We start from the raw sequence: 26,315 nt of genomic DNA, 5'->3' as shown, positions 1-26,315 counted from the left end.
CGGCCGGACGCTACTTGGTGCCGGCCTCGCCGTCGGACTTGCCGTCCTTCGGCTCGTCGCCCTTGGACTCGTCGCCCTTGCCCAGGTCGAGCTTGGGGGCCTCGTCCGCGTCGCCGTCCTTCGACAGGTCCGTCTTCGGGGCGTCGGCCTCGGTCAGCGAGGAGGCGTCGTCCGGGACGACCGGCGTGTCGAGGCTCAGGTCCTCGGTGGTGCCGTGGACGATGCGGTTGTACTCCTCGTCCTCCAGCACGGCGCCGATGGCGTTCTTCGCGTAGATGGCGTGGACGCCGGGGGCCACCTCAAGAGTGACCGTGTCCTCACCGATCTCCTTCACCGTGGCGTACATGCCGCCGATGGTGCGGACGCCGGTGCCGGGCGACATGTCGTTGCGCATCTGCGCGGCCGCCTGCTGCTTCTTCTTGGCGGAGCGGGTCATCAGGAACATCGCCCCGATGAGCACGATGAACGGGAGGAGTGTCACGAGATTCACGGGACGGAGATCCTTCGCACGACCGCACGGGAGACGGCCATTTTCTACGGGGGTGGGCACGCCGACCCGAAGGGTCGGCATCGGCGGAGTCTAGGCGAGTCCGCACCGATGGAACAACGCCCAGCATGGCACCGCAGTTCCTGACCGGGGAAACGCCCGCGCCGTCAGGCCCCGAACAAGCCCTGTTGTCCCCTTGGTCCGCCGCCGGCCTGCTGCGGGGGGACAAGCCCCAGGTGAGCCCATGCGGCGGGGGTGGCGACCCGCCCGCGCGGGGTGCGCGCCAGCAGTCCCTCACGGACCAGGAAGGGTTCGGCCACTTCCTCGACGGTCTCGCGCTCCTCGCCGACCGCGACCGCGAGCGTGGACAGGCCTACGGGGCCACCGCCGAACAGCTTGAGCAGGGCCTCCAGCACCGCGCGGTCCAGCCGGTCGAGCCCGCGGGCGTCCACCTCGTAGACCTGGAGGGCGGTTCCGGCCACCTCGCGGGTGATCACCCCGTCGGCCCGCACCTGGGCGTAGTCGCGGACGCGGCGCAGGAGGCGGTTGGCGATGCGGGGCGTGCCGCGGGAGCGGCCGGCGATCTCGGCGGCGCCGGCGGTGTCGATCTCCACGTCGAGGAGGCGGGCGGAGCGGTGGACGACCCGCTCCAGCTCCTCGGGGGCGTAGAACTCCATGTGGCCGGTGAAGCCGAAGCGGTCCCGCAGCGGCGGGGGCAGGAGGCCGGCCCGGGTGGTCGCCCCGACGAGGGTGAACGGCGGCAGCTCCAGCGGGATGGCGGTCGCTCCCGGGCCCTTGCCGACGATCACGTCGACGCGGAAGTCCTCCATCGCCATGTACAGCATCTCCTCGGCGGGCCGGGACATGCGGTGGATCTCGTCGAGGAAGAGGACCTCGCCCTCCTGGAGGGAGGAGAGGATGGCGGCGAGGTCGCCCGCGTGCTGGATGGCCGGGCCGGAGGTGATCCGGATCGGCGCCCCCATCTCGGCGGCGATGATCATGGAGAGGGTGGTCTTGCCGAGGCCGGGCGCGCCGGAGAGCAGGACGTGGTCGGCGGTGGCGCCGCGCTGCTTCGCCGCCTTGAGGACGAGGTCGAGCTGCTGGCGGACCTTCTCCTGGCCGACGAACTCACCGAGGTCCTTGGGGCGCAGGGCCGCCTCGACGGCGGTGTCCTCGCCGTCGGCGCCCGCGGCGACGATGCGGGCCTCGTCCTCGGTGGTGGTGTCGTCGTCGTCCCAGTTCACGGTGTCAGTCTGCCTTCTCGGTTCGTACGGTGGTCTCTGCTGTGCCGTTCCCCGGGCTCCGCCCCGGACCCCGTGGGGTGCGGTCCGGGCGGGGAGCGGCGGGGGCGGGCTCCGCGCGGCGGCACCCGGCTCAGCGGGCCCGGTTCAGGCTCTGGAGGGCGGCCCTCAGCAGCTGCGGGACCGGGGCGGAGCCGCCGGCCGCGATCGCGGCCTCGGCCTGCGGCGTCACCGCCGAGACGGCCTCGTCCGCCTCCCGCGGGGCGTAGCCCAGCCCGATCAGTGCCGCGGAGAGCTGCTCGGTCCACGGGGCGGGTCCTGACGCCGCCGCGCGCTGCGCACCGACCAGGCCGCTCGACCCCAGCGGAGCGCCCAGCTTGTCCTTGAGCTCCAGGAGGAGCTTCTGGGCGCCCTTCTTGCCGATTCCGGGCACCGCCGTGAGGGCCTTCTCGTCGGCCGTGGAGACGGCCAGGCGCAGCGCGTCGGGGCTGTGTACGCCGAGCATGGCCTGGGCCAGCCGGGGCCCGACGCCGCTGGCGGTCTGGAGGAGCTCGAAGACCTGGCGTTCGTCGTCGTCGGCGAAGCCGTAGAGGGTCAGCGAGTCCTCGCGCACGACCAGGGAGGTCGCCAGCCGGGCCGGATCGCCGATCCGCAGGCCCGCGATCGTGTTCGGCGTGCACTGCACGGCCATGCCGACCCCGCCGACCTCGATCACGGCGAGGGTGGGGGCGAGTGCGGCGACCTGGCCGCTGACGAAGGCGATCATCGGGTACGGCCTTTCGAGGCGGCGTGCAGGGCGGCCGCCCGCTGGAGTCGGTTCTGGGCGGGGGCCCGCCAGATGTGGCAGATGGCGAGGGCGAGGGCATCGGCGGCGTCGGCCGGTTTCGGCGGGGCGGCCAGCCGCAGCAGCCGGGTCACCATGGCTCCGACCTGCGCCTTGTCGGCCCGGCCGGTGCCGGTGACGGCGGCCTTGACCTCGCTGGGGGTGTGCAGGGCGACCGGTATCCCGCGGCGCGCCGCGCAGAGCATGGCGACGGCGCTGGCCTGGGCGGTGCCCATGACGGTGCTGACGTTGTGCTGGCTGAAGACCCGCTCCACGGCCACCACCTCGGGGCGGTACGTGTCGAGCCATTCCTCGATGCCCCGCTCGACGGCGACGAGCCGGTCCCCCAGTTCGGCGTCCGCGGGCGTGCGCACGACACCGACGCCGATCATGGTCAGTGGCCGCCCGGCGACCCCCTCGACCACCCCGACGCCACACCGCGTCAGGCCGGGGTCCACCCCGAGTACGCGCATGCCCGTCCCCCGCTCGTCGATCGCCTGTGCGTGCCCGTGCAGGCTATCGGCCGCCACTGACAAAGCGACGGGCCGACGGGGTGTGTCCCGTCGGCCCGTCGCTGTGGGCGCGGGTCAGGCGTCGACCTTCTCCATGACCTCGTCCGAGACGTCGAAGTTGGCGAAGACGTTCTGCACGTCGTCGCTGTCCTCCAGCGCGTCGATCAGCTTGAAGATCTTGCGAGCGCCCTCTTCGTCCAGCTCGACCTGCATGGTCGGCAGGAAGTTGGAGTCGGCCGAGTCGTAGTCGATGCCCGCCTGCTGGAGCGCGGTACGGACCGCGACCATGTCGGTGGCCTCGCTGATGATCTCGAAGCTCTCGCCGAGGTCGTTGACCTCTTCGGCGCCGGCGTCGAGCACCGTCTCCAGCACGTCGTCCTCGGAGAGCTCGCCCTTGGGCAGCAGGACGACGCCCTTGCGGTTGAACAGGTACGAGACCGAGCCCGGGTCGGCCATCGAGCCGCCGTTGCGGGTCATGGCGACGCGCACGTCGGAGGCGGCACGGTTGCGGTTGTCGGTGAGGCACTCGATGAGCACCGCGACACCGTTCGGACCGTAGCCCTCGTACATGATCGTCTCGTAGTCGGCGCCGCCGGCCTCGAGGCCGCCGCCGCGCTTGACCGCGGAGTCGATGTTCTTGTTCGGGACCGAGCTCTTCTTGGCCTTCTGGATGGCGTCGAAGAGCGTCGGGTTGCCATCGACGTCGGCACCGCCCATACGGGCCGCGACCTCGATGTTCTTGATCAGCTTCGCGAAGAGCTTGCCGCGCTTGGCGTCAACCACGGCCTTCTTGTGCTTCGTCGTAGCCCATTTAGAGTGGCCGGACATCTGCCTGTCTCCTTCGCGTCACCAACAATGTTCGCCTCAGATCCTACCGGGACGCCGTCAGAGCCCCGCGCGCACCATGTCGACGAAGTACGCGTGGACGCGGTCGTCCCCGGTCAGTTCGGGGTGGAACGAGGTCGCCAGCACATTGCCCTGGCGCACGGCGACCGTGTGGCCCTCGTACGTGGCGAGCACCTCGGCGGTGGCGCCGACGGACTCGACCCACGGGGCGCGGATGAAGACGCCCTCGACGGGGCCGCCCGCTATGCCCGCGAAGTCGATCTTCGCTTCGAAGGACTCGTTCTGGCGGCCGAAGGCGTTGCGGCGCACGATCATGTCGATCCCGCCGAGCGTCTCCTGGTCGTCACGGCCGTCGAGCAGCTTGTCGGCGAGCATGATCATGCCGGCGCAGGTGCCGTAGACGGGCATGCCCGCCCGGACGCGCTCGCGCAGCGGCTCCAGCATGCCGAACAGCACGGCGAGCTTCGACATGGTCGTCGACTCGCCGCCGGGGATCACCAGGGCGTCGACCTCGGCGAGCTCCTCGGGGCGCCGGACCGGCCTGGCCACGGCGTCCGCCGCGGCCAGGGCGATCAGGTGCTCCCGTACGTCGCCCTGGAGGGCCAGGACACCGATCACGGGGGTGGTCATGTCCGACTACCAGCCGCGGTTGGCGTAGCGCTCGGCCTCGGGGAGGGTGTCGCAGTTGATGCCGACCATGGCCTCGCCCAGGTTGCGGGAGGCGTCCGCGATGACCTTCGGGTCGTCGTAGAAGGTGGTGGCCTTCACGATGGCGGCGGCGCGCTTGGCCGGGTCGCCCGACTTGAAGATGCCGGAGCCGACGAAGACGCCCTCGGCACCGAGCTGGCGCATCAGCGCGGCGTCGGCCGGGGTGGCGACGCCACCGGCGGAGAACAGCACGACCGGGAGCTTGCCGAGCTCGGCGACCTCCTTGACGAGCTCGTACGGCGCGCGCAGCTCCTTGGCGGCGGCGAACAGCTCGTTGTTGTCGTAGCCGCGCAGGCGGGCGATCTCGTTCTTGATCTGACGCAGGTGACGGACGGCCTCGACGACGTTGCCGGTGCCGGCCTCGCCCTTCGAGCGGATCATGGCCGCGCCCTCGGCGATGCGGCGCAGGGCCTCGCCCAGGTTGGTGGCACCGCAGACGAAGGGGGTGGTGAACGCCCACTTGTCGGAGTGGTTGACCTCGTCGGCCGGGGTCAGGACCTCGGACTCGTCGATGTAGTCGACGCCGAGGGACTGCAGGACCTGGGCCTCGACGAAGTGGCCGATGCGGGACTTGGCCATGACCGGGATGGAGACGGCCCCGATGATCTCTTCGATCATGTTCGGGTCCGACATACGGGCCACGCCGCCGTCCTTGCGGATGTCGGCGGGGACCCGCTCCAGGGCCATGACGGCCACGGCGCCGGCGTCCTCGGCGATCTTCGCCTGCTCGGCGTTGACCACGTCCATGATCACGCCGCCCTTGAGCTGCTCGGCCATGCCGCGCTTGACGCGGGAGGTGCCGATGGCCGACTCAGCGGACTGGGAAGAGGTGGGAAGCGTGCTCACGGGTTGACCTCACTCGAAAGGAAGACGGGTACTACTGGGCTGAGAAAACCCCACCGACCAGTCCACTGCAAGGGCCAATGTGGAGCCGGTGGCCCCTCGACTTGTCCCCCGCGGCACTGGCCGGACCCGCCCGCGCCTATGCGGGACGGTCCGCCAGGTCCACCGGAGGCTCATCGTCCATTTCGAAGGCGAGCGGGAACGGGGCGTGTCCCGCCAGTCTGAACCACCGCACCTTGCGGTGGCGGCGCAGCGCGCGGGCGGCCCGTACGGCGTCGTTGAGGAACCGCCGCGCCATCGGGACCCGGCGCACGGCCGCGGCCAGTTCCTCGGCCGCCGCCTCTCCCCCGGGAGCCGCCTTGAGCACCTCCACCTGGTCGGCGTCCGCGAACACCGCGCGCAACGCCTGGCTGAGCTCGCTCTCGGCGACCTCCCGCTGCTCCTCCTCGGCCTGCCGGGCCCCGTGGGCGGCCTCGTACAGCACGAGCGAGGAGGCGGGGTCCAGCGCGCCGGAGGTGGCCACCTCCAACACCACCGAGGCGCGCCGCACGAGCTGCGCGTCGAGGGCGGCCCGGGCGGCGTCCATCCGCGTGTGCAGCCGGTCCAGCCGCCCAGCGGTCCAACTGAGGTAGACCCCGACGACACCGAGCGCCACCGCGATCCAGACAAGGTTTTCGATCACGGGCCGCGACACTACCGGCTACGGGAGGCCGCTCGCTCAGCCGTCCCGCGAGAAGCCGAGGCGGGTGCGGAGGGGGACGCGTTCGTCGGCGGCCACCGCGGCCGCGCCGTCGGTCACCGTCTCGTAGACGGCCAGGATGTCCGCGCCGACCGTCGACCAGTCGAACCGCCGTACGTGGGCCGAGCCGCGGGCGCTGAGCTCCGCGCGCCGGTCCGGGTCGCGCAGCAGGGCGACGGCGGCCGTCGCCAGCGAGCCGGCGTCCTCGTTGACGAAGAGCTCCCCCGCCGCGCCCCGGTCCAGGACCTGGGCGAAGGCGTCGAGGTCCGAGGCCAGGACGGCCGCTCCGGCGGAGAGGGCCTCGACCAGGATGATCCCGAAGCTCTCGCCGCCGGTGTTGGGGGCGACGTAGACGTCCACGCTGCGCAGCAGGCGCGCCTTGTCCTCGTCGGAGACCATGCCGAGGAACTCCACCCGGGAGCGCAGTTCCGCGGGGAGGGAGGCCACCGCCTCCTCCTCGTCGCCCCGGCCCGCGACGAGCAGCCGTACGTCCGGGCACTGCTCGACGATGGCCGGGAAGGCGGCCATCAGCACCGGCAGGCCCTTGCGGGGTTCGTCGATGCGGCCGATGAAGCCCAGGGTCCGGCCGGACCAGTCGGGATTCGGGTCGGCCTTGGCGAAGAAGTCCACGTCGACGCCGTTGGGGATGACCACGGCGTCGCCGCCGAGGTGTTCCACCAGCGTGCGCCGGGCGTACTCGCTCACCGCGATCCGGGCGCTGATCTTCTCCAGCGCCGGCTGGAGGATCGGGTACGCGGCGATCATGGCCCGCGAGCGGGGGTTGGAGGTGTGGAAGGTCGCCACGATCGGGCCCTGGGCCGCCCAGCAGGACAGCAGTCCGAGGGAGGGCGAGGCGGGCTCGTGGATGTGGATCACGTCGAAGACGCCGTCGTGCAGCCAGCGGCGTACCCGGGCGGCCGACAGGAAGCCGAAGTTCAGCCGGGCGACCGACCCGTTGTAGGGCACCGGCACCGCCCGGCCCGCCGAGACCACGTAGGGGGGCAGCGGGGTCTCGTCGTCGGCCGGCGCCAGGACCGACACCTCGTGGCCGAGGCGGATCAGGTGCTCCGCCAGGTCACGGATGTGGAACTGGACGCCGCCCGGCACGTCCCACGAGTACGGGCACACGATGCCGATCTTCACTACGGGCGCTCCTCCAGGTCGTCGAGCCACAGGCGCTGCAGCATGTGCCAGTCCTCCGGGTGGGCGGCGATGCCCCAGGCGAAGGCGTCCGCGAGCGCCTGGGTCATGGCCGCGGTCTTCTCGGTGCGCGTCCCCGTGCCGGGCACCTCCACCTCGGGGTGGATCCGGCCGTGCATCACCGGGGTGTCGCCGTAGTGCAGGGTCGCCGGGAGCAGTACGGCGCCGGTCTGCTGGGCCAGCAGGGCCGGGCCCGCCGGCATCCGCGTCCTGGCGCCGAAGAAGTCCACCTCGACCCCCGAGGCCGACAGGTCCCGGTCCGCGACCAGGCAGACCAAGCCGCCGGAGCGCAGCCGCCGGGCCAGGGTGCCGAAGGCGGCGCCGCCGCTGTGCGGCAGCACCTCCATGCCCAGGCTCTCGCGGTAGGCCACGAAGCGGTCGTAGAGCGACTCGGGCTTGAGCCGCTCGGCGACCGTGGTGAACGGGACCCCGATGTGGCCGATGGCCCAGGCCCCCGCGAGGTCCCAGTTGGCCAGGTGCGGCAGGGCCACGATCACCCCGCGCCCGGTGGCGAGGGCCTCGCGCAGGAGGTTCTCGTCCTGGAAGCGGACCTCCGTGCTGAACCGCCGCGGGTCCATCGTCGGCAGCCGGAAGGATTCCATCCAGTAGCGCATGTACGAGCGCATGCCGGCGTGCGAGAGCTCGCGCAGCCGCTCGGGGGTCGCGTCCGGCACCACCCGTGCCAGGTTCGACTCCAGCCGCAGCACGCTCTTGCCGCGCCGCTTCCAGACCACGTCGGCGATCTTGCGGCCGAGGGCCACGGCGGCCGGTTCGGGGAGCTTCTTGACGCCCGCCCAGCCGAGCCCGTACAGGCCGTCGACCAGCTTGTCCTGTGCCTTGCCCATCAGGCGGTACCGCCCTCGGACCCGGCCGCGGCCGCGGCGTCGGCCTCGGCGGCCTCGCGACGTACGGTGACCACCCGCTGGATCAGGGTGACGAGCGAGCCCGCCGCCACGACCCACAGGGCGATCGGCAGCAGCACGCCGATCCAGGAAGGGACACCGAAGGTCTGGAGCCCGGACAGCCCGGCCGCGACCAGGGAGATCACCAGTCGCTCGGCGCGTTCGATGAGCCCGTTGACGGCGACCGGCAGCCCGATCGACTCGCCGCGGGCCTTGGTGTACGAGACCACCTGGCCGCTGGCCAGGCAGAAGATCGCCACGGCGCACAGCGCGTTGTCGTTCCCGTCGCCCGCGTACCAGAGCGCGAGACCGCCGAAGATCGCCGCGTCGGCCACCCGGTCGAGGGTGGAGTCGAGGAAGGCGCCCCACCTGCTGGAGACCCCGGCCTGGCGGGCCATGTTCCCGTCCACCAGGTCGGAGAACACGAAGAGGGTGATGGTGATCGTGCCCCAGAAGAACTCGCCCCGGGGGAAGAAGACCAGCGCTCCGGCCACCACTCCGGCGGTGCCGATGAGGGTGACCGCGTCCGGGCTCACCCCCCGACGGAGGAGAAACGCGGCGAACGGCGTGAGAACACGCGTGAAGAATGCACGCGCGTACTTGTTCAGCATGGCCTTCCCGGAGGGTCGCTGGGCCGCACGGCCACCACGGCCACCGGCTGGCCCATCGTAGCCAGCGCCCCGGGCCCGTCACGCCGCGCACCCACCGGTTCGCGCCGCGCAATCCGGCCGCCGTGCCACCGTCACGCTCCGGACAGTCGCCGGTACGACGTATGGACGCAGTGTGACACCGGTGCAAAGCTCGAAGGACCCCGATCACCCTCCTCACCGCGACACCAGGAGGCACGAGCAGCATGGGAGCCACATCACACCAAGCCGGAGCCGCCGGCAGGGCACTGACGGCCGACCGCCCCTCTTCCGTACGGAACGTCGTGCTGGTCGGCCACAGCGGTGCCGGCAAGACCACCCTCGTCGAGGCCCTGGCCCTGACGGCGGGGGCCGTGAACCGGGCCGGACGGGTCGAGGACGGGGGCACGGTCTCGGACTACGACGAGATCGAGCACCGCCGCCAGCGCTCCGTCCAGCTCTCCCTGGTCCCCGTCGAATGGGCCGGCATCAAGATCAACGTCCTGGACACCCCCGGATACGCCGATTTCGTCGGGGAACTGCGGGCCGGTCTGCGCGCCGCGGACGCGGCCCTCTTCATCGTCTCGGCCGCCGACGGGATCGACGGGGCCACCCGCATGGTCTGGGAGGAATGCCAGGCGGTCGGCATGCCCCGGGCCATCGTCGTCACCCATGTGGAGGCAGCCCGCTCCGATTACTCCGAGACGGCCGCCGCCTGCGGTGAGGCCTTCGGAGCGGAGGACCCCGACGCCGTCGTCCCGCTCTACCTGCCGCTGTACGGAGCCCGCGGACCCGACGGCCACGCCCCGGTCACCGGCCTGATCGGCCTGCTCTCCCGGCGCGTGTACGACTACTCCTCCGGCGCACGCGCCGAGCGCGACCCGGACCCCGCCGAGCTCGCCCTGATCGACGGCGCCCGCTCCCGGCTGATCGAGGGGATCATCGCCGAGAGCGAGGACGAGAGCCTCATGGACCGCTACCTCGGCGGTGAGGACATCGACGTCAAGACCCTGATCGACGACCTGGAGCGGGCCGTCGCCCGGGGCACCTTCCACCCCGTCCTGATGGCCGCCCCGGCCGCCGACGGCGCCCGTCAGGGCCTGGGCACCGTCGAACTCCTCGAACTGATCACCGGCGGCTTCCCCACCCCCGAGGAACGCGCCCCCGTCACCGTCACCGCCCCCGACGGCTCCCCGCGCCCCGCCGTCACCTGCGATCCGGCCGGACCGCTCCTCGCCGAGGTCGTCAAGACCTCCTCCGACCCGTACGTGGGCCGTGTCTCCCTGGTCCGCGTCTTCTCCGGCACCCTGCGCCCCGAGGAGACGGTGCACGTCAGCGGCCACGGGCTGGCCGACCGCGGGCACGAGGACCACGACGTCGACGAACGCGTCGGCGCCCTCACCTCCCCCTTCGGCAAACAGCAGCGCACGCTCGGCACCTGCATCGCGGGCGACCTCGCCTGCGTGGCCAAACTCACCCGCGCCGAGACCGGCGACACCCTCTCCTCCAAGGACGCCCCCCTCCTGATGGAACCCTGGGCGATGCCGGACCCACTGCTCCCCCTCGCGATCGAGGCCCACAGCAAGGCCGACGACGACAAGCTCTCCCAGGGCCTGGCCCGGCTCGTCGCCGAGGACCCCACGATGCGGCTGGAGCAGAACCCGCACACCCACCAGCTGGTCCTGTGGTCACTGGGCGAGGCCCACCAGGACGTCGCCCTGGAGCGGCTGCGGACCCGCTACGGGGTCCAGGTCGATCCCGTCCCGCACAAGGTCAGCCTGCGCGAGACCTTCGGCGCGAAGGCCACCGGCCGCGGCCGGCACGTCAAGCAGTCCGGCGGCCACGGCCAGTTCGCCATCTGCGAGATCGAGGTCGAGCCCCTCCCGCCGGGCAGCGGCATCGAGTTCGTCGACAAGGTGGTGGGCGGCGCGGTGCCCCGCCAGTTCATCCCGTCCGTGGAGAAGGGCGTACGGGCCCAGGCCGCCCGCGGCATCGCGGCCGGCTATCCGCTGGTCGACGTACGGATCATCCTGCGCGACGGCAAGGCGCACTCGGTGGACTCCTCCGACGCCGCCTTCCAGACCGCCGGCGCCCTCGCCCTGCGGGAGGCCGCCGCCGACACCCCCATCCACCTCCTGGAACCCGTCGCGGAACTCGACGTACAGGTCCCCGACGCCTACGTCGGCGCGGTCATGAGCGACCTCGCGGGCCGCCGGGGCCGCGTCGTCGGCACCGAACAGGCCGGGGCCGGCCGCACCCGGGTGCGCGCCGAGATCCCGGAGATCGAGATCGGCCGGTACGCCGTGGAGCTGCGCTCCGTGACGCACGGCACGGGCCGGTTCAGCCGCGCCTACGCCCGCCACGAGCCGATGCCGCCCCACCTCGCGGACAAGGTTCGCGAACAGGCCGAGAAGGGAAACCAATTGACATAACGTCACGCCTGCCGCCCACCCGACCCGCTTGCGGTGGGCGGCATTTCCCTGTCCCATGACCAAGGGGCGGTGTCCGCCGATAGGCTTTTCGGCGCGGCGGACGGAACGACAGGGCACAACGGGCACAACGGCTACGACGACTACGACGACTACGACGGCACGACAAAGAGCACAGTGGCACGGCGATGGGGGCAGCGGTGGCGGACGACGGTTTCGACTTCAGGCCCGGGGCACAGATTCCGCTCCAGGGGGGCGGCGGCCAGACCGCCGCGACCAACGCGCTCGCCTCCGCCGCGTACCGCGACGGCGGCAAGGACACCGCGCTGTCCTCGATACTCGGGGCCAACAGCGAGAACCACCCGGCTTCGGTGAAGCCCCCGAAGATCTCCCTGTTCGAGCCCAACCTCGGCGAGGCCTTCTGCCGGGCCGTGGAGGCCCGCACCCTCTCCCCCGGCCGCAAGCCGCTCATCCAGTCCTTCGGCGCCGACCCGCAGACCGTCGTCGAGCACTGCCTGGCGGCCTCCCGCATCCGCAAGGAACGCGACCGCAAGCTGCGCCTGATCATGCTGGTCTGCGGTGTGGTGTTCCTGCCCGGGCTGCTGCTGTGGCTCGGCCTGTTCCAGCTGCGCAAGACCCTCGCCAAGGGCGAGGGCAAAAAAAGCACGTGGATCGGGACCGCCCTGCTGGTCGGCGTCGTCCTCGTGGCCGCGGTGCTGCTCTACCGGGTGGTCTACCGGGCGCCGGGCAGCGGAGTGCTGGAGCTGTACCTGTTCGGCTCGCTGGCCGCCCCCGCGCTGGGCTGGTTCCTGGCCCGCCGGATCTGCGAGAACACCGCCGCCGACCTGCGCTCGCGCTGGGACGGCCTGCTCGGGGGCGGCGGGGTCGCCGCCAAGATCCCGGACGCGGTCCCCGGCAACCCCGACGAGAAGGCCCGCGAGGACCTGCGCCACCAGCTGGCGAAGCTGACCGCCGAGGACCGCAGCAACTCCGTCTTCTACGCCGGCCCCAAGGGCATCCTCGGCATGGGCACCCGCTGGGGCAGCTGGCAGATGGCCGAGGAGCTGGTCCCGAGGACCGAGGGCGCGGAGATCCACCCGTTCCGCAGCTGGGACGTCATACGCGCGATGGACGCCCAGCTGCGCAAGCTGGAGCGGGGCCCGCTGCACACCGGCGGCTTCCCGGCCGCCTCCATCCAGCACTGGATCGTCACACCCGTCGGCGAGGGCGCCGCGGAGGTCGCCCGGCCGAGCGGCGAGGACGTGGACACCTTCCTCGTCAAGCCGCACGAGATCACCCGGATCTGCAACGAGCAGCAGTTCAGCGCGGGCAACCGGCACTACCTCGGCATCCAGTACCCGCTCTGGGACGGCCAGCTCGTGATCACCATGCTGGTCACCGTGACCGTGCTCTACAAGACCCTGCGCGTGGACGTCACCGCCCACGCCCTCGGACCGGTGCACGGCCTGTTCACCACCAAGTCCAAGGCCCCGGTCATAGAGGTCCCCAAGTCCGTGCGCTTCTGGGAGACGGTGGAGCGCCCGCTGCCGCTGGTGGACGCGAGCGAGGTCGTCCGGCTGGCCGTGCGGGCCCCGCTGACCTGGTACCCGCCGCTCCTGGAGTACTTCGGCGGCAAGCTGGTCCTGCCCGAGCCCTTCGGTCTGCGGCACGTCTGGGCCGGCACCATGTGGCGCCACCGCTTCATGGCGGACGACGCGCTGCGCACGGTGGCCCCGGTCCTGCGTTCCGTGCACGCCGCGGCGTTCAAGGTGCTGGAGGAGAACGGCGTCGACACGGACCGCTTCACGAACCGTTCCTCGATCATGAGCGGCCTGATCCAGGAGCCCGCCCCGCGCAAGGCCGACGTCTACGACGCCTAGGTACGCTGAAGGGGACGGATCCGACCCGGGGAGGAACCACCATGACCGAGCGCAAGCCGCCCGGTGTCAGCTTCGAGTCCTTCGTGGACCGGCAGATCCGGGAAGCGGCCGACCGCGGCGAGTTCGAGAAGCTGCCGGGCTGGGGCAAGCCGATGGCCTCGCTGGACGCGCCCTACGACGAGCTCTGGTGGGTCAAGGGGAAGCTGCACCGCGAGGGCTTCTCCCCGCTGCCCCCCTCGCTCGCGCTGCGCAAGGAGGCCGAGGACGCCCTGGAGAAGGTCCGGGAGGCCCGTACCGAACGCCGGGTACGGGCCGTCCTCACGGAGGTCAACGAGAAGATCCGCGCGGCCCTGCTCAGGCCGCCGCCGGGACCCCTCCTGAACCTCACCGAGTTCGACGTCGAGGCCGTCGTCGCCGACTGGCGCGCGGACCGCGAGGCCTGAGGTCCTGTCGGGCCGAGGGCCCCGCACTGAGGGGCACGCACGGAGGGGCACGCGGCGCTGGGCCGGGAGCCTGAAATCCGATGGTCCCGGGCCCGTCACGTCCGTCCCGGGTGCCGGCGCCGGGGACGATGGGCGCGCCCGGCACGATCCCAGGGGTGGGGTGCGCCCGCCACCGGCACGGTGAGGGTGCCGAGATCTCCTGAGGCCGGACACGACGGCCGTCGCGGCCCGCTCCGCTCCGCAGACACGCAGAGGAGCACCCATGGCCACGTCGGCCCAGCCCCACCCGTCCACCGCCCCGGTCCTCATGACCCTCGCCGCGTTCGCCGCCACGGCGGCGGTCCCGCGTCCGTCGGGTGAGACCGGGCGGGAGCAGGCCCTGCGCGCCAGGTCCGGCATCACCGCGCACCTGCAGGACCCCACGCTCGCCACGGGCGGCACATGGCAGTTGAAATGGCTGGCCCTCAGTCCGGACAACGCGAACCTCGCCTACATCGCCTGGAACTCCGACGGCTCGAACCAGATCGTCGTGGCCGTCCGAGGCACCGTCTCGCAGCCGATCGACACGATGGAGGACCTCGACGTCGGCACGGTGGTGCCGTTCACCGCCGGCGGGTCGGCGGACATCGCCGTCTCGGCCGGTGCCATGGCCGCGTTCACCCAGGTCGCGACGGCGCGCGGGATCACCGGCGTGCCCGCCGGGCCGGAAGGGGCCGACGGGCCGGACGCCGCCATCCCCGTGGACGCGACGCTCGCGCAGGCGCTCGCCCTCCTCCTCGCGGCCGTGCCGTCCTCGCCCCAGCCGACGGTCTACGTGACCGGCCACAGCCTGGGCGGCTGCGTCGCCACCATGCTGGGCGCGTACCTCCAGAACCGGACCTGGACGCCGAACCCGCCGGCGTTCGCCCTCGTCACCTTCGCCGCCCCGACGGCCGGCCTCCAGAGCTTCGCCGACCACGTCGACGGCCTGCGGTGGATCCTGCACGAACGCCACGTCAACGCGTACGACGTCGTCCCGCTGGCCTGGTCCGACCTGCTCGAAGCCCGGAAGTGGTACCCGCTCCCCCAGGGTCCGGCGGCGACCCACGAGGTGAAACTCCTCCTGACGGAGGCCAACACGCTCAAGAAGGACAACGTCTACGTCCAGCCGCTCGCCGACAGCCCCATCACGTGGAACCCGTCGTACGGCTGGTACGACACGTTCGCCATCAACAGGACCACCGCCGACTTCACGGCCCAGGTCGCCTTCCAGCACTCCGATTTCAGCTACCTGTACCTGCTGGGCGCGCCCCGGATCCCCGCCGGCCCGGTGGTGACCGGGCTGAGCCCCACCGCCGGGGACGGCGGCACGCAGCTCACCATCAGCGGCACGGGATTCACCCCGGACAGCGTCGTCGACTTCGGTCCCGTCCCGTGCGGCGAGTTCGTCCTCGACCTGGAAGGGATGTGGATCAGGGCGGTCGTGCCCGACGGGGTCGGCATCGTCGACGTCCGCGTCACCAACCGGTTCGGCACGTCGCCCGCCGTCCCGCCGGGGCGCTTCGCCTACGGCGGGCCCGCACCCGTCGTGGTCGGCTCGGTCACCCCGAACCACGGGCCGGTCGGCACGCCGGTCGAGATCGTGGGCTCGGGCTTCGCGACGTCCGGCACGACCGTGCGGTTCAAGGACACCGTCGCGCACTCCGCCGTGGTCGAGTCCGCGACCCTCATCAGGGCGAAGGTGCCGCTCCGGCCGCTCGACGGATCGAACGCGGACGATGCGAAGACGGTGGACGTCACCGTGACCGTGGGCGTGGCCACGTCGCCCACCGGTCCGGTCGACGAGTTCACGTACGAGGCCGCGCCGGCCGGTGAGGGCGAACCGGGCTAGGGGTGTCTGACGGATCTCCGCGGCGTCGCGACGCCCGGCACGCACTCTCGCCGCACCGACCGAAAGCCCAAGTACGTCCAGTACGCGGGCTTCCGGTCGGCACGCCGAGAGCACGCACCGGACGCCGCTCCTTCCCCACGGACATCCGTCAGACACCCCCTAGGCCGTCCACCCGCCGGGGCGGATGAACGCTTCGGAGCACCCGGCAAGGCACTGCCAGGAGGGCTGGAGCATGTGCGTCATCGGCGACCGCGGTGGTTCCAGCCCCGGCAGCAGCAAGGGCTGGAAGGGGGCCAGTACCGCAAGGACGAGGAAGGCGATCCCGATGGCGGCCGAGAAGATGGGGCCCAGCCGCCACAGCTTCTCCACGAAGATCACCAGGGCCACCGCGGCCATGGTCAGGACGTTCATGACGCCGAGCGGGATGAGGACGATCATCAGCCCCCAGCAGCAGCCGACGCAGTACGCCCCGTGATGGGCCCCGACCCGCAGGTCGCGGGCCAGGGGCCGGAAGCCGGCGTAGCGCACGAGCTGGCCCATGGGGCTGCGGCAGTGCCGCAGGCAGAGGTTCTTCAGCGGGCTGAACTGGTACAGCCCGGCGATGAGGAAGGCACCTGCCCCGATCCACCGCCCGGTGCCGGGTTGGCCGTCCACCAGGGTCCCGGTCGCGGCGAGGAGCCCGTAGGCGATCAGGCCGAAGGCCGTCCAGGCCAGGAGGTAGCCGGCCACGAACTGGGCGGTACGGGCCGCGCGGACGGCTCCGGCCGACTGGCGGCCGATGGCCCGGGCCCAGGTGATCGCCACCGGGGCCACGGACGGGAACATCATGGCGATCATCATGATCAGCCACAGCAGCAGGAACAGCGGGATGCCCATGCCCATGGTTCCCGGTGCGACCCCCGTGTCACGGGCCTGGTCGACGACCAGCACCCAGGCGAGCAGGGCGATCGAGCCCATCACGGACCAGGCGAACGCCAGCTGCCGGGCCGACAGCAGGTTCGCCGGACGCAAGGGTGGTGACAGGGCACTCCGGTCGAGCCGCACGTTTCCAGCACATCACGGCGGACGGGTGCGTGCGCGGGCGGAACCGGTCCCCTCCGGGCGGCCGCGGCGGGGGGATAATCGACGTGGAGACCTGTACGACCCGGGCGTGGGCCGGTGATGTCTTCCTGGGGCACGGCCGTCCTCCCGGGACGACGACCGGTGCGGTCACGAGGAGGCAGGGAGATGTCCGAGACGACGGCGACTGTGCCGAGGTGGCACGCGGCGGGGGACTGGTTCGACACCTGCAAGTGCAACGTGCCGTGCCCCTGCTCGTTCGCGCAGCTGCCCACCTACGGCGATTGCGACGGCATCCTCGCGTGGCACATCCGCGAGGGACGCTACGGGGACGTGCCGCTGGACGGCCTCAACGTGCTGATGCTGGGCTCCTTCGTCGGCAATGTATGGGCCGAGCACTCCGATACGTACGCGGCGGTCTTCGTCGACGAGCGCGCCGACGACGCGCAGCGCGAAGCGCTCCAGATGATCTTCGGTGGCCAGGCGGGCAGCTGGCCGGCGGAGATGGTGCGCATGATGGGCGCGGAGATGCGCGGCATGGAGTTCGCGGCCATCGAGGTGGAGGTCGCCGACGACCTGTCGAGCTGGCGGGCCGTGGTTCCCGGCCGGGTCGAGGCGAGCGCGCGGGCACTCACCGGACCCAACACTCCCGAGGGCGCTCGCGTGCAGTCGACCAACCTGCCGGGCGCCGAGACCGGACCGGGCCAGGTCGCGACCTGGGGCCGCTCGACAGCGGACCGGGCCGACGCCTATGGCTTCCGGTGGAGCAGGGAAGGCCAGTCGAGCAAGCACATCACCTTCGACTGGACCGGGCCCGACTAGGCCGTCCCTGCTTTCCCTGGGGAACGGCCCGGTCGACTAGTCGACGGGCCAGGCGTCCGCGAGCATCTGACGGGTGTCTGCCAGGAGCTGCGGCAGCACCTTGGTGTGGCCGACCACCGGCATGAAGTTCGTGTCCCCGCCCCAGCGCGGCACGATGTGCTGGTGCAGGTGGGCGGCGATGCCGGCGCCGGCGGCCGCGCCCTGGTTCATGCCGATGTTGAACCCGTGCGCACCGGACGCCTTGCGCAGCGCGACCATGGCCCGCTTGGTGAGGTCCGCGAGTTCGGTGGTCTCGGGGCCGTCGAGCTCGGTGTAGTCGGCGACGTGCCGGTACGGGACGACCATCAGGTGGCCGCCGTTGTACGGGTAGAGGTTCAGCACGGCGTAGACGTGCTCGCCGCGCGCCACGATCAGGCCGTCCTGGTCGGACATCTCCGGAATCCCGCAGAAGGGACAGCCGTCCCCGGCCTCCGGGCCGGTCGGCTTGTTCTCCCCCTGGATGTAGGCCATCCGGTGGGGCGTCCACAGACGCTGGAACGCGTCCTGCGTACCCACACCGATCTGCTGCTCCGGCTCAATCGTCATAGGACGCAGCATATGACCTCGTCCCGGCGGACGAGGAAGGCCCCCGGAAAGTGATCGCTTTCCGGGGGCCCGCCGATTGCCGTGCGGCCGTGGATCAGACCTGGACGCGGTCGGCGACGACCTTCGCCAGCTTGGCCAGGGCCTCGTCCTTCGCGATGCCGTTCTCCTGCGAACCGTCGCGGTAGCGGAAGGAGACGGTGCCCGCGGCCATGTCCTCGTCACCGACGATGATCATGAACGGGACCTTGAGCTTCTGGTGGTTGCGGATCTTCTTCTGCATGCGGTCGGAGGAGGCGTCCACCTCGACCCGCAGACCCTTCTTCTTCGCCTCGGCGGCGAACTCCTGGAGGTACTCCACGTGCCCGTCGCCGATCGGGATGCCGACGGCCTGGACCGGGGCCAGCCACGGCGGCATGGCGCCCGCGTAGTGCTCCAGCAGCACCGCGAAGAACCGCTCGATCGAGCCGAACAGCGCACGGTGGATCATGACCGGGCGCTGGCGCGATCCGTCCGGGCCGGTGTACTCCAGGTTGAAGCGCTCCGGCAGGTTGAAGTCGAGCTGCACGGTCGACATCTGCCAGGTGCGGCCGATGGCGTCACGGCACTGGACCGAGATCTTCGGACCGTAGAACGCGGCGCCGCCCGGGTCCGGGACCAGCGGGAGGCCCTGCTTCTCGGCGACCGACTGGAGGACCGCGGTGGCCTCCTCCCAGACCTCGTCGGAGCCGACGAACTTCTCCGGGTCCTTGGTCGACAGCTCCAGGTAGAAGTCGGTCAGACCGTAGTCGCGGAGCAGGTTCAGCACGAAGGTCAGCGTGCGGTCGAGCTCCTCCGCCATCTGCTCCTTGGTGCAGTAGATGTGCGCGTCGTCCTGGGTGAAGCCGCGCGAGCGGGTCAGGCCGTGCACGACGCCGGACTTCTCGTACCGGTACACGGTGCCGAACTCGAAGAGGCGCAGCGGCAGCTCGCGGTAGGAGCGGCCGCGCGCGTCGAAGATCAGGTTGTGCATCGGGCAGTTCATGGGCTTGAGGTAGTAGTCGGTACCACCGTCGAGCTGCATGGGGGGGTACATGCCCTCCGCGTACCAGTCCAGGTGGCCGCTCTTCTCGAAGAGGGCGCCCTTGGTGGCGTGCGGGGTGTAGACGAACTCGTAGCCCTCTTCCTCGTGCCGCTTGCGCGAGTAGTCCTCCATGGTGCGGCGGATGATGCCGCCGCGCGGGTGGAAGACGGCCAGGCCGGAGCCGATCTCGTCCTGTACGGAGAACAGGTCGAGCTCGGTGCCCAGGCGCCGGTGGTCGCGCTTCTCGGCCTCGGCGAGGAAGTCGAGGTGCGCCTTCAGCTCGTCCTTCGACGGCCAGGCGGTGCCGTAGATGCGCTGGAGCATCGGGTTCTTCTCGCTGCCGCGCCAGTAGGCGGCCGCGTTGCGCATCAGCTTGAAGGCCGGGATGTTGCGGGTGGTGGGCAGGTGGGGACCGCGGCAGAGGTCCTTCCAGCACAGTTCGCCGGTCTTCGCGTCGAGGTTGTCGTAGATGGTCAGCTCGCCGCCGCCCACCTCGACGTTCGCGCCGTCGTCGGTGGACGCCGAGCCCTTGATCCCGATGAGCTCCAGCTTGTACGGCTCGTCGGCGAGCTCTTCGCGGGCGGCCTCGTCGGTGACCACGCGGCGGGCGAAGCGCTGGCCGCGCTTCTGGATCTCCTGCATCTTCTTCTCGATGGCCTTGAGGTCATCGGGGGTGAAGGGCCGGGCGACGTCGAAGTCGTAGTAGAAACCGTCGCGGACCGGCGGGCCGATGCCCAGCTTGGCCTCGGGGAACAGTTCCTGCACGGCCTGCGCCATGACGTGCGCGGTCGAGTGGCGCAGGATGTCGAGGCCGTCCGGGGAGGAGATCTCCACCGGCTCGACGGTCTCGCCGTCGCGCACCTCGTACGCGAGGTCCTTCAGTTCACCGGCGACGCGCGCGGCCACGATGGTGCGCTCGCCGGCGAAGAGCTCCGCCGCCGTAGTGCCCGTGGCCACCACGCGCTCGTCCCGCTCGGAATCGCGTTGGATGATCACACGGACGTCTGACACCGGTCACTCCTGACTCAAGGGATGCGCGAGCGAACACTGCGCGCCTGAATCGTACCGAGCCGGGAGGCCGCGCCGCCAAACGGTTACGGCCCGCCCGCCTGCGCTGGCTACCCTGGGCCGCGTCCGTCCGCCGCCGACCGCAGGAGTCCGCCCCGTGCCGAGCCCGCTCGTCCGCCCGCTGGACCTGACCGACGACGCGACCGCCGGGGCCGTGCACCGGATCGGCCGTGCCGCCTACGCGGTGGAGGCGGAACTGATCGGCTTCGACGGCATCCCCGCCCTCGGCGAGAGCCTCGCGGAACTGCGGGCGCGGCCGCTGCGCTGGCTGGGGGCCGTGTCCGGGGACGGCGCGGTCGCCGGGTTCCTGGCCTGGGAGGCGGCGGCCGAGGGGGTCGTCACGCTGGACCGGCTGTGCGTGGACCCGGCGTGGTTCCGCCGCGGCATCGCCTCGCTGCTGCTGCGGCACGCCCTGGCGGAGCCCTTCGCGGGCCGGACCGTCGAGGTCACCACGGGCGCCGGCAACACCCCCGCGGTGACCCTGTACGAACGCCTGGGCTTCGTCCGCGGCGCGGACTTCTCCCCCGTCCCGGGACTGACCATGGCCTCCTTCACCGGCGTCGGTGGAGCGGTTCTGGCGGCCCCGGCGGCCCCGGCGGCCCCGGCGGCCCCCTAGGACGGTTCGCCGATCGCGGTCGGCAGCGTCCGGAGCCGGCTGACGGGCGAGAAGACGAGCGCGACGACCACGGCGGCGGAGCAGGACGCGGCCACGGCCAGGGCGTTCCTCTCTCCGATCGCGCCCGTGAGCAGCCCGCCCGTCAGGCCTCCGAGGGCGCCGCCGCCGAAGAGCAGGGTGCGGAAGCAGGCGGTCATCCGGCTCATCATCGACGGGGGCGTGCTGATCTGGCGCAGGCTGACGATGATGACGTTGGCGATCCCGAGCCCGAGGTACGTGGTGAAGAACGACGCGGTCACGAGGCCCACCACCACCGGTTTCGGCCCGCCGGCCAGCACGATGACCGAGGGGCCGAGCAGCAGTGCGCTCTGGGCCGCGAAGTAGACCCGGCCGAGGGGGAAGCGGGCGATCGCCCGGCGGGAGACCAGTGCGCCGAGGAGGCCGCCCACGGAGGCCGTCGCGAAGACCGTCCCGAGCGTCGTGGGGCTCAGCTCCAGGCCGTGGGTCCCGTAGAGCAGGAACATGGTCCAGACGGTGATCATCGAGAAGTTGCAGCAGAACCCGACCAGGGCCAGCCAGCGCAGGACCGGCTGCCGCAGGACCCACCGCAGGCCGTCGCGCAGTTCCCCGAGGACGTGGCGCTCGGCCGTGGGCGCGGGCCGTGGTTCCGGCGTACGGATCAGCAGCAGCGAGAGCGCCGACACGAGGTAGGAGGCGGCGTCCACGAGCAGCGCCACCGGCGCGGTCAGCACGGACACCAGCACCCCCGCGAGCCCGGGGCCGGCGACGTCCGCGGCCGAGGAGCTGACGCCCATCTTCGCGCCGGCCTCGACGTAGTGCCGGGGGTCCTTGACCAGGGTGGGCACGAACGGCATCCAGCTCACGTCGAACAGCACCGAGGCGACGCCGATCGCGCAGGCGCAGACCAGGAGCACCGGCATGTCGAGGGCGTCCAGCCAGTGGAGCAGCGGTACGAGCGCGACCAGCACCATGCGCACGAGGTTGGTCCAGAGCATGACCCGCCTGCGCCGGACGCGGTCGACCCAGACCCCGAAGAGCAGGGCGAGTCCCATGTACGGGGCGAGCTGGACGAAGCGCAGCAGGCCGACCTGCTCGTCCGTGGCCCCGAAGGCGTGGATGGCGGTCAGGGGCAGGGCGAGGTTCGTGACCTGCGTGCCGAGGAGCGACAGGGTCTCGCCGAACCAGAACCTGAGGAAGTCCCTGTTGTGCCACAGGCTCCGCCCCGGCGCCGCTTCCCGTAGTGCTTCCCGCGCATCTTCAGTAGTGCTACTGTTATCCCTCATGTCAGACGATAGCACTACTGTCACTCTGATCGAAGGGCTGCGCGCGCTGCTGGCCGGCCTCTCACCGGGCGACCGGCTGCCGAGCAGCCGGGAGCTGATCCAGCAGTACCGGGTCGGCCCGGTGACCGTGTCCCGGGCCATCGCGCGCCTGGCCGCCGAGGGCGCGGTCGTCACCCGTCCCGGGATCGGCACGTTCGTCGCCCCGCGCGCCCTGACGCACGGGGAACTCCCCGACACCGCCTGGCAGACGGTCGCGCTCACCGACCGGACGGTGGACACCCGCTCGCTCACCGACAGCCTCGGGCCCGCGGCGGCCGGGACGGTCGTGCTGGACGGCGGCTACCTGCACCGGTCGCTGCAGCCCGTCGCGACCCTGAGCGCGGCACTGGCGCGGGCGGCCCGCCGGCCCGACGCCTGGGACCGCGCCCCGGCCGCAGGCCTCGCCTCGCTGCGCGCCGTCTTCGCCGAGCTGGCGGGGGGCGGCGTGACCCCCGACGACGTCCTGGTCACCGCGGGCGGCCAGAGCGCCCTGTCCATCGCGTTCCGGGCCGTGGCCGGGCCCGGCAGTCCGGTCCTGATGGAGTCGCCCACCTACCCCGGCGCCATCGCCGCCGCGATGGCGACGGGACTCCGCCCGATCCCCGTACCGACCGACGGGGACGGAGTACGGCCCGACCTGCTGGCCGACGCGTTCGCCATGACGGGCGCACGGCTCTTCTACTGCCAGCCGACGGTCCACAACCCGACCGGCACCGCCCTCGCGCCCGAGCGCCGCCGGCAGGTCGTCGCCGTGGCCAGGGCCGCCGGAGCCTTCGTCGTCGAGGACGACTTCGCACGCCACCTCGGCCACGGCGGGCCGCTGGCCGCGCCGCTGGTGGCGGAGGACCGGGACGGCACCGTCATCCATCTGAACTCGCTCACCAAGCCGGCGGCCCCGAGCCTGCGCATCGGAGCCCTGGTGGCCCGGGGACCGGTGATGGAACGCATGCGGGCGGTCCGCCGGGTGGACGACTTCTTCGTCGCCCGGCCCATGCAGGAGGCCGCGCTGGAAGTGGTCAACTCCCCCGCCTGGAACCGCCACCTGCGGTCCCTCGCCTCCACGCTGCGGAGCCGGTGCGCCGAGCTGGCGGCCGCCGTCGCGCGGGAACTCCCCGAGTGGACCCTCGGCCGGCCGCCGGCCGGGGGACTGCACCTGTGGGTCCGCCTCCCGGCCGGCGCGGACGCCGCCGTGCTCGCGCGCGCCGCCCGCGAGCACGGCGTGAGCGTCAGCGCGGGCGACCGCTACTTCGCCAGCGAGCCGCCCGGCGCCTTCCTGCGGCTCGCGTTCGCCGCGACCCCGTCCGGCGCGGAGCTGGCCGAGGGCGTGCGCCGGCTCGCGGCGGCAGCGGCGTCGACGCCCACGGGCTGACCCCGGCCGGCCCACCGCGGGAGTCGCCCCGGCGGGTCGGCCGCCCCGGTCGCCCCGGTCGTCCTCAGTCGTCCGACGGCAGGACGTCCTCCGGCTCGAAGCCGTCGTCCAGCGACTTCATCAGGCGGTCCCGTTCGACCTCGTCCAGGGGAACGGGCGTCACGTCCGTGGCGTCCGTCAGCCTGCGGAAGCCGCCCCGGCGCTGGAGCCGGCCGCTCACCCGGACCGGCAGGCCCACCAGGTGGGCGTGGCCCGCGATCCGGTACGCCTCCTCGTCAAGCGCGGCCCGCACGTACGGGACCTCCGCGCCCGCCAGCACCCGCAGCCGGACGGTCCCCCCGCCGCCCGCCGCGGCCCGCCGCATCCGGACCACCGCCCCCGCGAGCCGTACGGGGACCGCGGGTTCCTCCCGGGTGTAGCGGGCGGCGGCCTCCCGCAGCACCGGCAGGTCACCGGGCGAGAACTCCACCGGCTCGGGCCGCGCCGCGCACCCGGCGGGGACCCCGGCCGCGGGCGCCCAGGCCAGCGCGATCCGGGCCCCTTCGGAACCCCGCACGAGGGCGATCAGCGCGTCGGCGAGTTCCCGGCTGACCCCCGCCGCCACGGCGGCGTCGAAGGCGTCCATCCCGCCGGTGGCCCGCCGGTAGTCCACCGCCTCCCGGGCCGCGTGCAGGGCCTGGTGCAGCCGGGCCACCACGCCCCGGCCCCCGTCCACGGGCACGTACGCGGTGAGCCGGCGCCCGCCCGGCGAGGGCCCGACCAGCACCCCGTCGAGGACGCGTTCGGCCTGGGCCCGGTGGCGGGCACCGTAGTACCCGGCGCGCGCGCGGTCGGCGAGGGCGCCGGCCACCAGCAGCCGGCGGGCCGCCGAGCGCAGCTGTTCCTGGACGGTCCAGGCGGCCTCGCCCTGGTAGCCGTAGGGCCCGACGGGGATCTCGCGCTCCCAGCGGATCTCGTCGCTGGGCACGCTCAGCCCGAACAGCACCTCCCGCGCCGAGGCGAGCCCGCTGCGCGAGAGCGCGGTGAGCGCCTCCTCCAGCAGGTCCGCGCAGTCGGGGAAGGTACGGCTCTCGGGGACGAGCAGGCTGGTCCCGGCGCGGCCGGGCGGGGTCCAGCGCCCGTACCGGCCCGCCGCGCCGCCGCGCCGCAGCCATCCGTGCCGGTGCAGCAGCGCGCCGAGCACCTGCGGGTCGACCTGGGCGGGATCGGGCGTGCCCGGGGAGAGTTCCGGGGGCGGCAGCGGTTCGAGGTGGGGCGAGTGCCAGTGCATCAGGGTGTCCCTCCCGACCCGACCCGGGTCATGATCTCGCACAGCGCCCGGTCGTCGAAGATCCGCGTGGTCGGGATCCGTACGGTGGTCCGGCGCCGGCCGGTCACGGGGTGCCCGGCGAGGTTGGTCCAGTAGCAGCAGTGCCGCAGGTCGAGCCGGTCGTGCCCGGCGCCGATCCACTGCTCCCGCTCCCGCGGTACGAGCATCACGACGAGGATCTTGTGGACGGCGACCGGCGTCCGCGCCAGCTTCACCAGGTGCTCGTTGTCGAGGGTGAAGCCGAAGGTGGCCCCGGCCGGCCGGGGCGGTATCTGATAGGTCGCCTTGAGCTGCACCTTGATGGTCACCTCGTCGTCGACGACGTGCTCCGGGGCGCCGTGGCTGACGTGCCAGTCGATGCCGTTGTCCGGGAAGGGCTGGGAGAGCGAGCAGCCGGCCGCGGCCGCGACGGCGTGCAGGTATCCCACCTGGAGGGTCTCCATGCAGGCGGTGGTGGCGAGCGTGCCGCGCAGCGGTCCGGTCCGCGGTCCGGTGGGTCCGGCCGGTCCGTGCAGCAACCCGCCCGGTTCGGGCTGTGCGAGCGCCATGGCCGGCCCCCCATGCCTTCCGGGCTCTGCCGTGAGCGGGAACGGGGTGACGACCGGTCATGCGTACGACCCCCCAGGGAAGTTGTCTCCGCACCCGGGTGCCCGCAAACGGCGTACGGGGCAAACGGCCCGGGTATCACCGCTTCGGCAAGGTGGCACGTTCCGTGGCGGTTGTGCCCGGGGGCGCCCCATCTGTCGATCGGGGACGAGGAGTTCGCCATGACACGCTGGTACGAGGGCCCGCTGGCCGCATTCGACACGGAGACCACCGGGGTGGACGTCGAGCAGGACCGGATCGTGTCCGCCGCGCTCGTCGTGCAGGAGTGTGCGGGAGGCCGCGTCCGCACCACCCGGTGGCTGGTCAATCCCGGCATCCCGGTGCCGCCGGGTGCCACGGAAGTGCACGGCCTGACCGACGAGCACCTCCAGCGTCACGGCCGTTGGCCGGCGCCGGTGGTGGAGGAGATAGCCCGCGCGCTCGGTGAGCAGCAGGTGGCGGGCCGGCCGGTGGTGGTGATGAACGCGCCGTTCGACCTGACGCTGCTGGACCGGGAGTTGCGCCGGCACCGGGCCTCGACCCTGGCCCGGTACCTGGACAACCGGCCGCTGACGGTGCTGGACCCGCGGGTGCTGGACAAGCACCTGGACCGCTACCGCAAGGGCCGGCGGACGCTGACGGACCTGTGCGCGCACTACGGGATAGAGCTGGAGGGCGCGCACGACGCGACGGCGGACGCGATGGCCTCGCTGGAACTGGTCCGGGCGGTCGGGCGGCGCTTCGCGGGGCGGCTGGAGCGGCTGACCCCGGCGGAACTGCACGCGCTGCAGGCCGTGTGGCACGCGGCACAGGCGCGCGGGCTCCAGGCGTGGTTCACCCGGCAGGGCACCCCGGAGTCGGTGGATCCGCACTGGCCGCTGCGCCCGGAGGTGTCGCAGGCCGCGTAGGGGCCCGTACATGCGGAAGGCCGGTCCGTCAGTGACGGACCG

At 72.3% G+C, this 26,315-nt stretch carries 25 protein-coding genes; 8 read left to right on the top strand and 17 right to left on the bottom strand.

Going from position 1 to position 26,315, the window contains the following annotated elements; all coding sequences use genetic code 11:
* Window positions 1–10: 10 nt before the first annotated feature.
* From yajC to pgsA, 11 genes are all read right to left on the bottom strand, one after another.
* Window positions 11–490, bottom strand: coding sequence for a preprotein translocase subunit YajC (gene yajC, locus ACZ5D2_RS04060; protein WP_468927034.1), 480 nt, complete (start codon window positions 488–490; stop codon window positions 11–13).
* Between the two features lie 164 nt (window positions 491–654).
* Window positions 655–1,731, bottom strand: coding sequence for a Holliday junction branch migration DNA helicase RuvB (gene ruvB, locus ACZ5D2_RS04055; RefSeq protein WP_468927031.1), 1,077 nt, complete (start codon window positions 1,729–1,731; stop codon window positions 655–657).
* 130 nt (window positions 1,732–1,861) lie between these two features.
* Complete coding sequence (gene ruvA / locus ACZ5D2_RS04050; protein ID WP_371679420.1) at window positions 1,862–2,494, bottom strand: Holliday junction branch migration protein RuvA; 633 nt, start codon at window positions 2,492–2,494, stop codon at window positions 1,862–1,864.
* Window positions 2,491–3,024 (bottom strand): crossover junction endodeoxyribonuclease RuvC, encoded by a 534-nt coding sequence (ruvC, locus tag ACZ5D2_RS04045; RefSeq protein WP_371681337.1) that lies wholly within the window; start codon window positions 3,022–3,024, stop codon window positions 2,491–2,493. The genes ruvA and ruvC overlap by 4 nt, the downstream gene beginning before the upstream one ends.
* A gap of 114 nt (window positions 3,025–3,138) precedes the next feature.
* Window positions 3,139–3,891: a YebC/PmpR family DNA-binding transcriptional regulator gene (locus ACZ5D2_RS04040; RefSeq protein WP_371679419.1), complete on the bottom strand. Its 753-nt coding sequence runs from the start codon at window positions 3,889–3,891 to the stop codon at window positions 3,139–3,141.
* 57 nt (window positions 3,892–3,948) lie between these two features.
* Window positions 3,949–4,539 carry a pyridoxal 5'-phosphate synthase glutaminase subunit PdxT gene (gene pdxT, locus ACZ5D2_RS04035; RefSeq protein WP_266837975.1) on the bottom strand — a complete coding sequence of 197 codons (591 nt, stop codon included), beginning with the start codon at window positions 4,537–4,539 and terminating at the stop codon, window positions 3,949–3,951.
* 6 nt (window positions 4,540–4,545) lie between these two features.
* Window positions 4,546–5,463 (bottom strand): pyridoxal 5'-phosphate synthase lyase subunit PdxS, encoded by a 918-nt coding sequence (gene pdxS / locus ACZ5D2_RS04030; RefSeq protein WP_371679417.1) that lies wholly within the window; start codon window positions 5,461–5,463, stop codon window positions 4,546–4,548.
* 136 nt (window positions 5,464–5,599) lie between these two features.
* Entirely contained in the window at window positions 5,600–6,142 is a 543-nt protein-coding gene (locus ACZ5D2_RS04025; protein WP_371679416.1) for a LemA family protein, read from the bottom strand.
* Window positions 6,143–6,178: 36 nt separating this feature from the next.
* A complete protein-coding gene (locus tag ACZ5D2_RS04020; protein WP_468927027.1) occupies window positions 6,179–7,342 on the bottom strand; it encodes a glycosyltransferase family 4 protein in 1,164 nt (387 codons plus the stop codon).
* A complete protein-coding gene (locus ACZ5D2_RS04015) occupies window positions 7,342–8,244 on the bottom strand; it encodes a phosphatidylinositol mannoside acyltransferase (RefSeq protein WP_371679414.1) in 903 nt (300 codons plus the stop codon). The genes ACZ5D2_RS04020 and ACZ5D2_RS04015 overlap by 1 nt, the downstream gene beginning before the upstream one ends.
* Window positions 8,244–8,912 carry a phosphatidylinositol phosphate synthase gene (pgsA, locus tag ACZ5D2_RS04010; RefSeq protein WP_468927023.1) on the bottom strand — a complete coding sequence of 223 codons (669 nt, stop codon included), beginning with the start codon at window positions 8,910–8,912 and terminating at the stop codon, window positions 8,244–8,246. Before pgsA ends, ACZ5D2_RS04015 begins: the two co-directional genes overlap by 1 nt.
* Window positions 8,913–9,154: 242 nt before the next feature.
* Between pgsA and ACZ5D2_RS04005 the strand changes: the two genes are divergently transcribed.
* From ACZ5D2_RS04005 to ACZ5D2_RS03990, 4 genes are all read left to right on the top strand, one after another.
* Window positions 9,155–11,359 (top strand): elongation factor G-like protein EF-G2, encoded by a 2,205-nt coding sequence (locus tag ACZ5D2_RS04005; protein WP_468927020.1) that lies wholly within the window; start codon window positions 9,155–9,157, stop codon window positions 11,357–11,359.
* Between the two features lie 197 nt (window positions 11,360–11,556).
* Complete coding sequence (locus tag ACZ5D2_RS04000; protein WP_371679411.1) at window positions 11,557–13,236, top strand: hypothetical protein; 1,680 nt, start codon at window positions 11,557–11,559, stop codon at window positions 13,234–13,236.
* Between the two features lie 41 nt (window positions 13,237–13,277).
* Window positions 13,278–13,679: a DnaJ family domain-containing protein gene (locus ACZ5D2_RS03995; protein WP_371679409.1), complete on the top strand. Its 402-nt coding sequence runs from the start codon at window positions 13,278–13,280 to the stop codon at window positions 13,677–13,679.
* A 262-nt stretch (window positions 13,680–13,941) separates the two neighbouring features.
* Complete coding sequence (locus tag ACZ5D2_RS03990) at window positions 13,942–15,549, top strand: lipase family protein (protein WP_371679408.1); 1,608 nt, start codon at window positions 13,942–13,944, stop codon at window positions 15,547–15,549.
* Between the two features lie 159 nt (window positions 15,550–15,708).
* Here the strand turns inward: ACZ5D2_RS03990 and ACZ5D2_RS03985 are convergent, their stop codons facing one another.
* Window positions 15,709–16,593 carry a DUF2182 domain-containing protein gene (locus ACZ5D2_RS03985; protein WP_371679407.1) on the bottom strand — a complete coding sequence of 295 codons (885 nt, stop codon included), beginning with the start codon at window positions 16,591–16,593 and terminating at the stop codon, window positions 15,709–15,711.
* 183 nt (window positions 16,594–16,776) lie between these two features.
* Between ACZ5D2_RS03985 and ACZ5D2_RS03980 the strand changes: the two genes are divergently transcribed.
* Window positions 16,777–17,430: a DUF1326 domain-containing protein gene (locus tag ACZ5D2_RS03980; RefSeq protein ID WP_371679405.1), complete on the top strand. Its 654-nt coding sequence runs from the start codon at window positions 16,777–16,779 to the stop codon at window positions 17,428–17,430.
* A 36-nt stretch (window positions 17,431–17,466) separates the two neighbouring features.
* Here ACZ5D2_RS03980 and ACZ5D2_RS03975 read toward each other — a convergent pair whose 3' ends face one another.
* Window positions 17,467–18,027: an HIT family protein gene (locus ACZ5D2_RS03975; protein WP_371679404.1), complete on the bottom strand. Its 561-nt coding sequence runs from the start codon at window positions 18,025–18,027 to the stop codon at window positions 17,467–17,469.
* A gap of 82 nt (window positions 18,028–18,109) precedes the next feature.
* Complete coding sequence (gene thrS / locus ACZ5D2_RS03970; protein WP_371679403.1) at window positions 18,110–20,086, bottom strand: threonine--tRNA ligase; 1,977 nt, start codon at window positions 20,084–20,086, stop codon at window positions 18,110–18,112.
* A gap of 154 nt (window positions 20,087–20,240) precedes the next feature.
* On the opposite strand from thrS, the gene ACZ5D2_RS03965 reads away from it, so the two are divergent.
* A complete protein-coding gene (locus tag ACZ5D2_RS03965) occupies window positions 20,241–20,759 on the top strand; it encodes a GNAT family N-acetyltransferase (protein WP_371679402.1) in 519 nt (172 codons plus the stop codon).
* Here the strand turns inward: ACZ5D2_RS03965 and ACZ5D2_RS03960 are convergent.
* Window positions 20,756–22,063 (bottom strand): MFS transporter, encoded by a 1,308-nt coding sequence (locus ACZ5D2_RS03960; RefSeq protein ID WP_371679401.1) that lies wholly within the window; start codon window positions 22,061–22,063, stop codon window positions 20,756–20,758. The two genes, ACZ5D2_RS03965 and ACZ5D2_RS03960, sit on opposite strands and share 4 nt — an antisense overlap.
* On the opposite strand from ACZ5D2_RS03960, the gene ACZ5D2_RS03955 reads away from it, so the two are divergent.
* Complete coding sequence (locus ACZ5D2_RS03955; protein ID WP_371679400.1) at window positions 22,062–23,471, top strand: aminotransferase-like domain-containing protein; 1,410 nt, start codon at window positions 22,062–22,064, stop codon at window positions 23,469–23,471. The genes ACZ5D2_RS03960 and ACZ5D2_RS03955 overlap by 2 nt on opposite strands.
* A 64-nt stretch (window positions 23,472–23,535) precedes the next feature.
* Here ACZ5D2_RS03955 and ACZ5D2_RS03950 read toward each other — a convergent pair whose 3' ends face one another.
* Window positions 23,536–24,741 carry a hypothetical protein gene (locus ACZ5D2_RS03950; RefSeq protein ID WP_266837999.1) on the bottom strand — a complete coding sequence of 402 codons (1,206 nt, stop codon included), beginning with the start codon at window positions 24,739–24,741 and terminating at the stop codon, window positions 23,536–23,538.
* The gene (locus ACZ5D2_RS03945) at window positions 24,741–25,328 is read right to left on the bottom strand and encodes a DUF4365 domain-containing protein (RefSeq protein ID WP_371679399.1); all 588 of its coding nucleotides are present in this window, start codon (window positions 25,326–25,328) and stop codon (window positions 24,741–24,743) included. Before ACZ5D2_RS03945 ends, ACZ5D2_RS03950 begins: the two co-directional genes overlap by 1 nt.
* 219 nt (window positions 25,329–25,547) lie before the next feature.
* Here ACZ5D2_RS03945 and ACZ5D2_RS03940 point away from each other — a divergent pair, with 219 nt between their 5' ends.
* The gene (locus tag ACZ5D2_RS03940) at window positions 25,548–26,273 is read left to right on the top strand and encodes a 3'-5' exonuclease (RefSeq protein ID WP_371679398.1); all 726 of its coding nucleotides are present in this window, start codon (window positions 25,548–25,550) and stop codon (window positions 26,271–26,273) included.
* Window positions 26,274–26,315: the final 42 nt, after the last annotated feature.

The sequence above is a fragment of the Streptomyces sp. NPDC031479 genome (assembly GCF_055581065.1).
The sequence above is the reverse complement of the archived record's forward strand: the minus strand, read 5'-3'. Positions and strand labels throughout refer to the sequence as shown.

Coding starts and splice junctions, on each gene's coding strand:
- ACZ5D2_RS03940 (WP_371679398.1), top strand. CDS start 25,548: ATGACACGCTGGTACGAGGGCCCGCTGGCCGCATTCGACACGGAGACC.
- ACZ5D2_RS03945 (WP_371679399.1), bottom strand. CDS start 25,328: ATGGCGCTCGCACAGCCCGAACCGGGCGGGTTGCTGCACGGACCGGCC.
- ACZ5D2_RS04015 (WP_371679414.1), bottom strand. CDS start 8,244: ATGGGCAAGGCACAGGACAAGCTGGTCGACGGCCTGTACGGGCTCGGC.
- ACZ5D2_RS03960 (WP_371679401.1), bottom strand. CDS start 22,063: ATGAGGGATAACAGTAGCACTACTGAAGATGCGCGGGAAGCACTACGG.
- ruvA (WP_371679420.1), bottom strand. CDS start 2,494: ATGATCGCCTTCGTCAGCGGCCAGGTCGCCGCACTCGCCCCCACCCTC.
- ruvC (WP_371681337.1), bottom strand. CDS start 3,024: ATGCGCGTACTCGGGGTGGACCCCGGCCTGACGCGGTGTGGCGTCGGG.
- ACZ5D2_RS03975 (WP_371679404.1), bottom strand. CDS start 18,027: ATGCTGCGTCCTATGACGATTGAGCCGGAGCAGCAGATCGGTGTGGGT.
- ACZ5D2_RS03950 (WP_266837999.1), bottom strand. CDS start 24,741: ATGCACTGGCACTCGCCCCACCTCGAACCGCTGCCGCCCCCGGAACTC.
- ACZ5D2_RS04005 (WP_468927020.1), top strand. CDS start 9,155: ATGGGAGCCACATCACACCAAGCCGGAGCCGCCGGCAGGGCACTGACG.
- ACZ5D2_RS03990 (WP_371679408.1), top strand. CDS start 13,942: ATGGCCACGTCGGCCCAGCCCCACCCGTCCACCGCCCCGGTCCTCATG.
- ACZ5D2_RS03995 (WP_371679409.1), top strand. CDS start 13,278: ATGACCGAGCGCAAGCCGCCCGGTGTCAGCTTCGAGTCCTTCGTGGAC.
- ACZ5D2_RS03955 (WP_371679400.1), top strand. CDS start 22,062: ATGTCAGACGATAGCACTACTGTCACTCTGATCGAAGGGCTGCGCGCG.
- pgsA (WP_468927023.1), bottom strand. CDS start 8,912: ATGCTGAACAAGTACGCGCGTGCATTCTTCACGCGTGTTCTCACGCCG.
- ACZ5D2_RS04040 (WP_371679419.1), bottom strand. CDS start 3,891: ATGTCCGGCCACTCTAAATGGGCTACGACGAAGCACAAGAAGGCCGTG.
- pdxT (WP_266837975.1), bottom strand. CDS start 4,539: ATGACCACCCCCGTGATCGGTGTCCTGGCCCTCCAGGGCGACGTACGG.
- ACZ5D2_RS03980 (WP_371679405.1), top strand. CDS start 16,777: ATGTCCGAGACGACGGCGACTGTGCCGAGGTGGCACGCGGCGGGGGAC.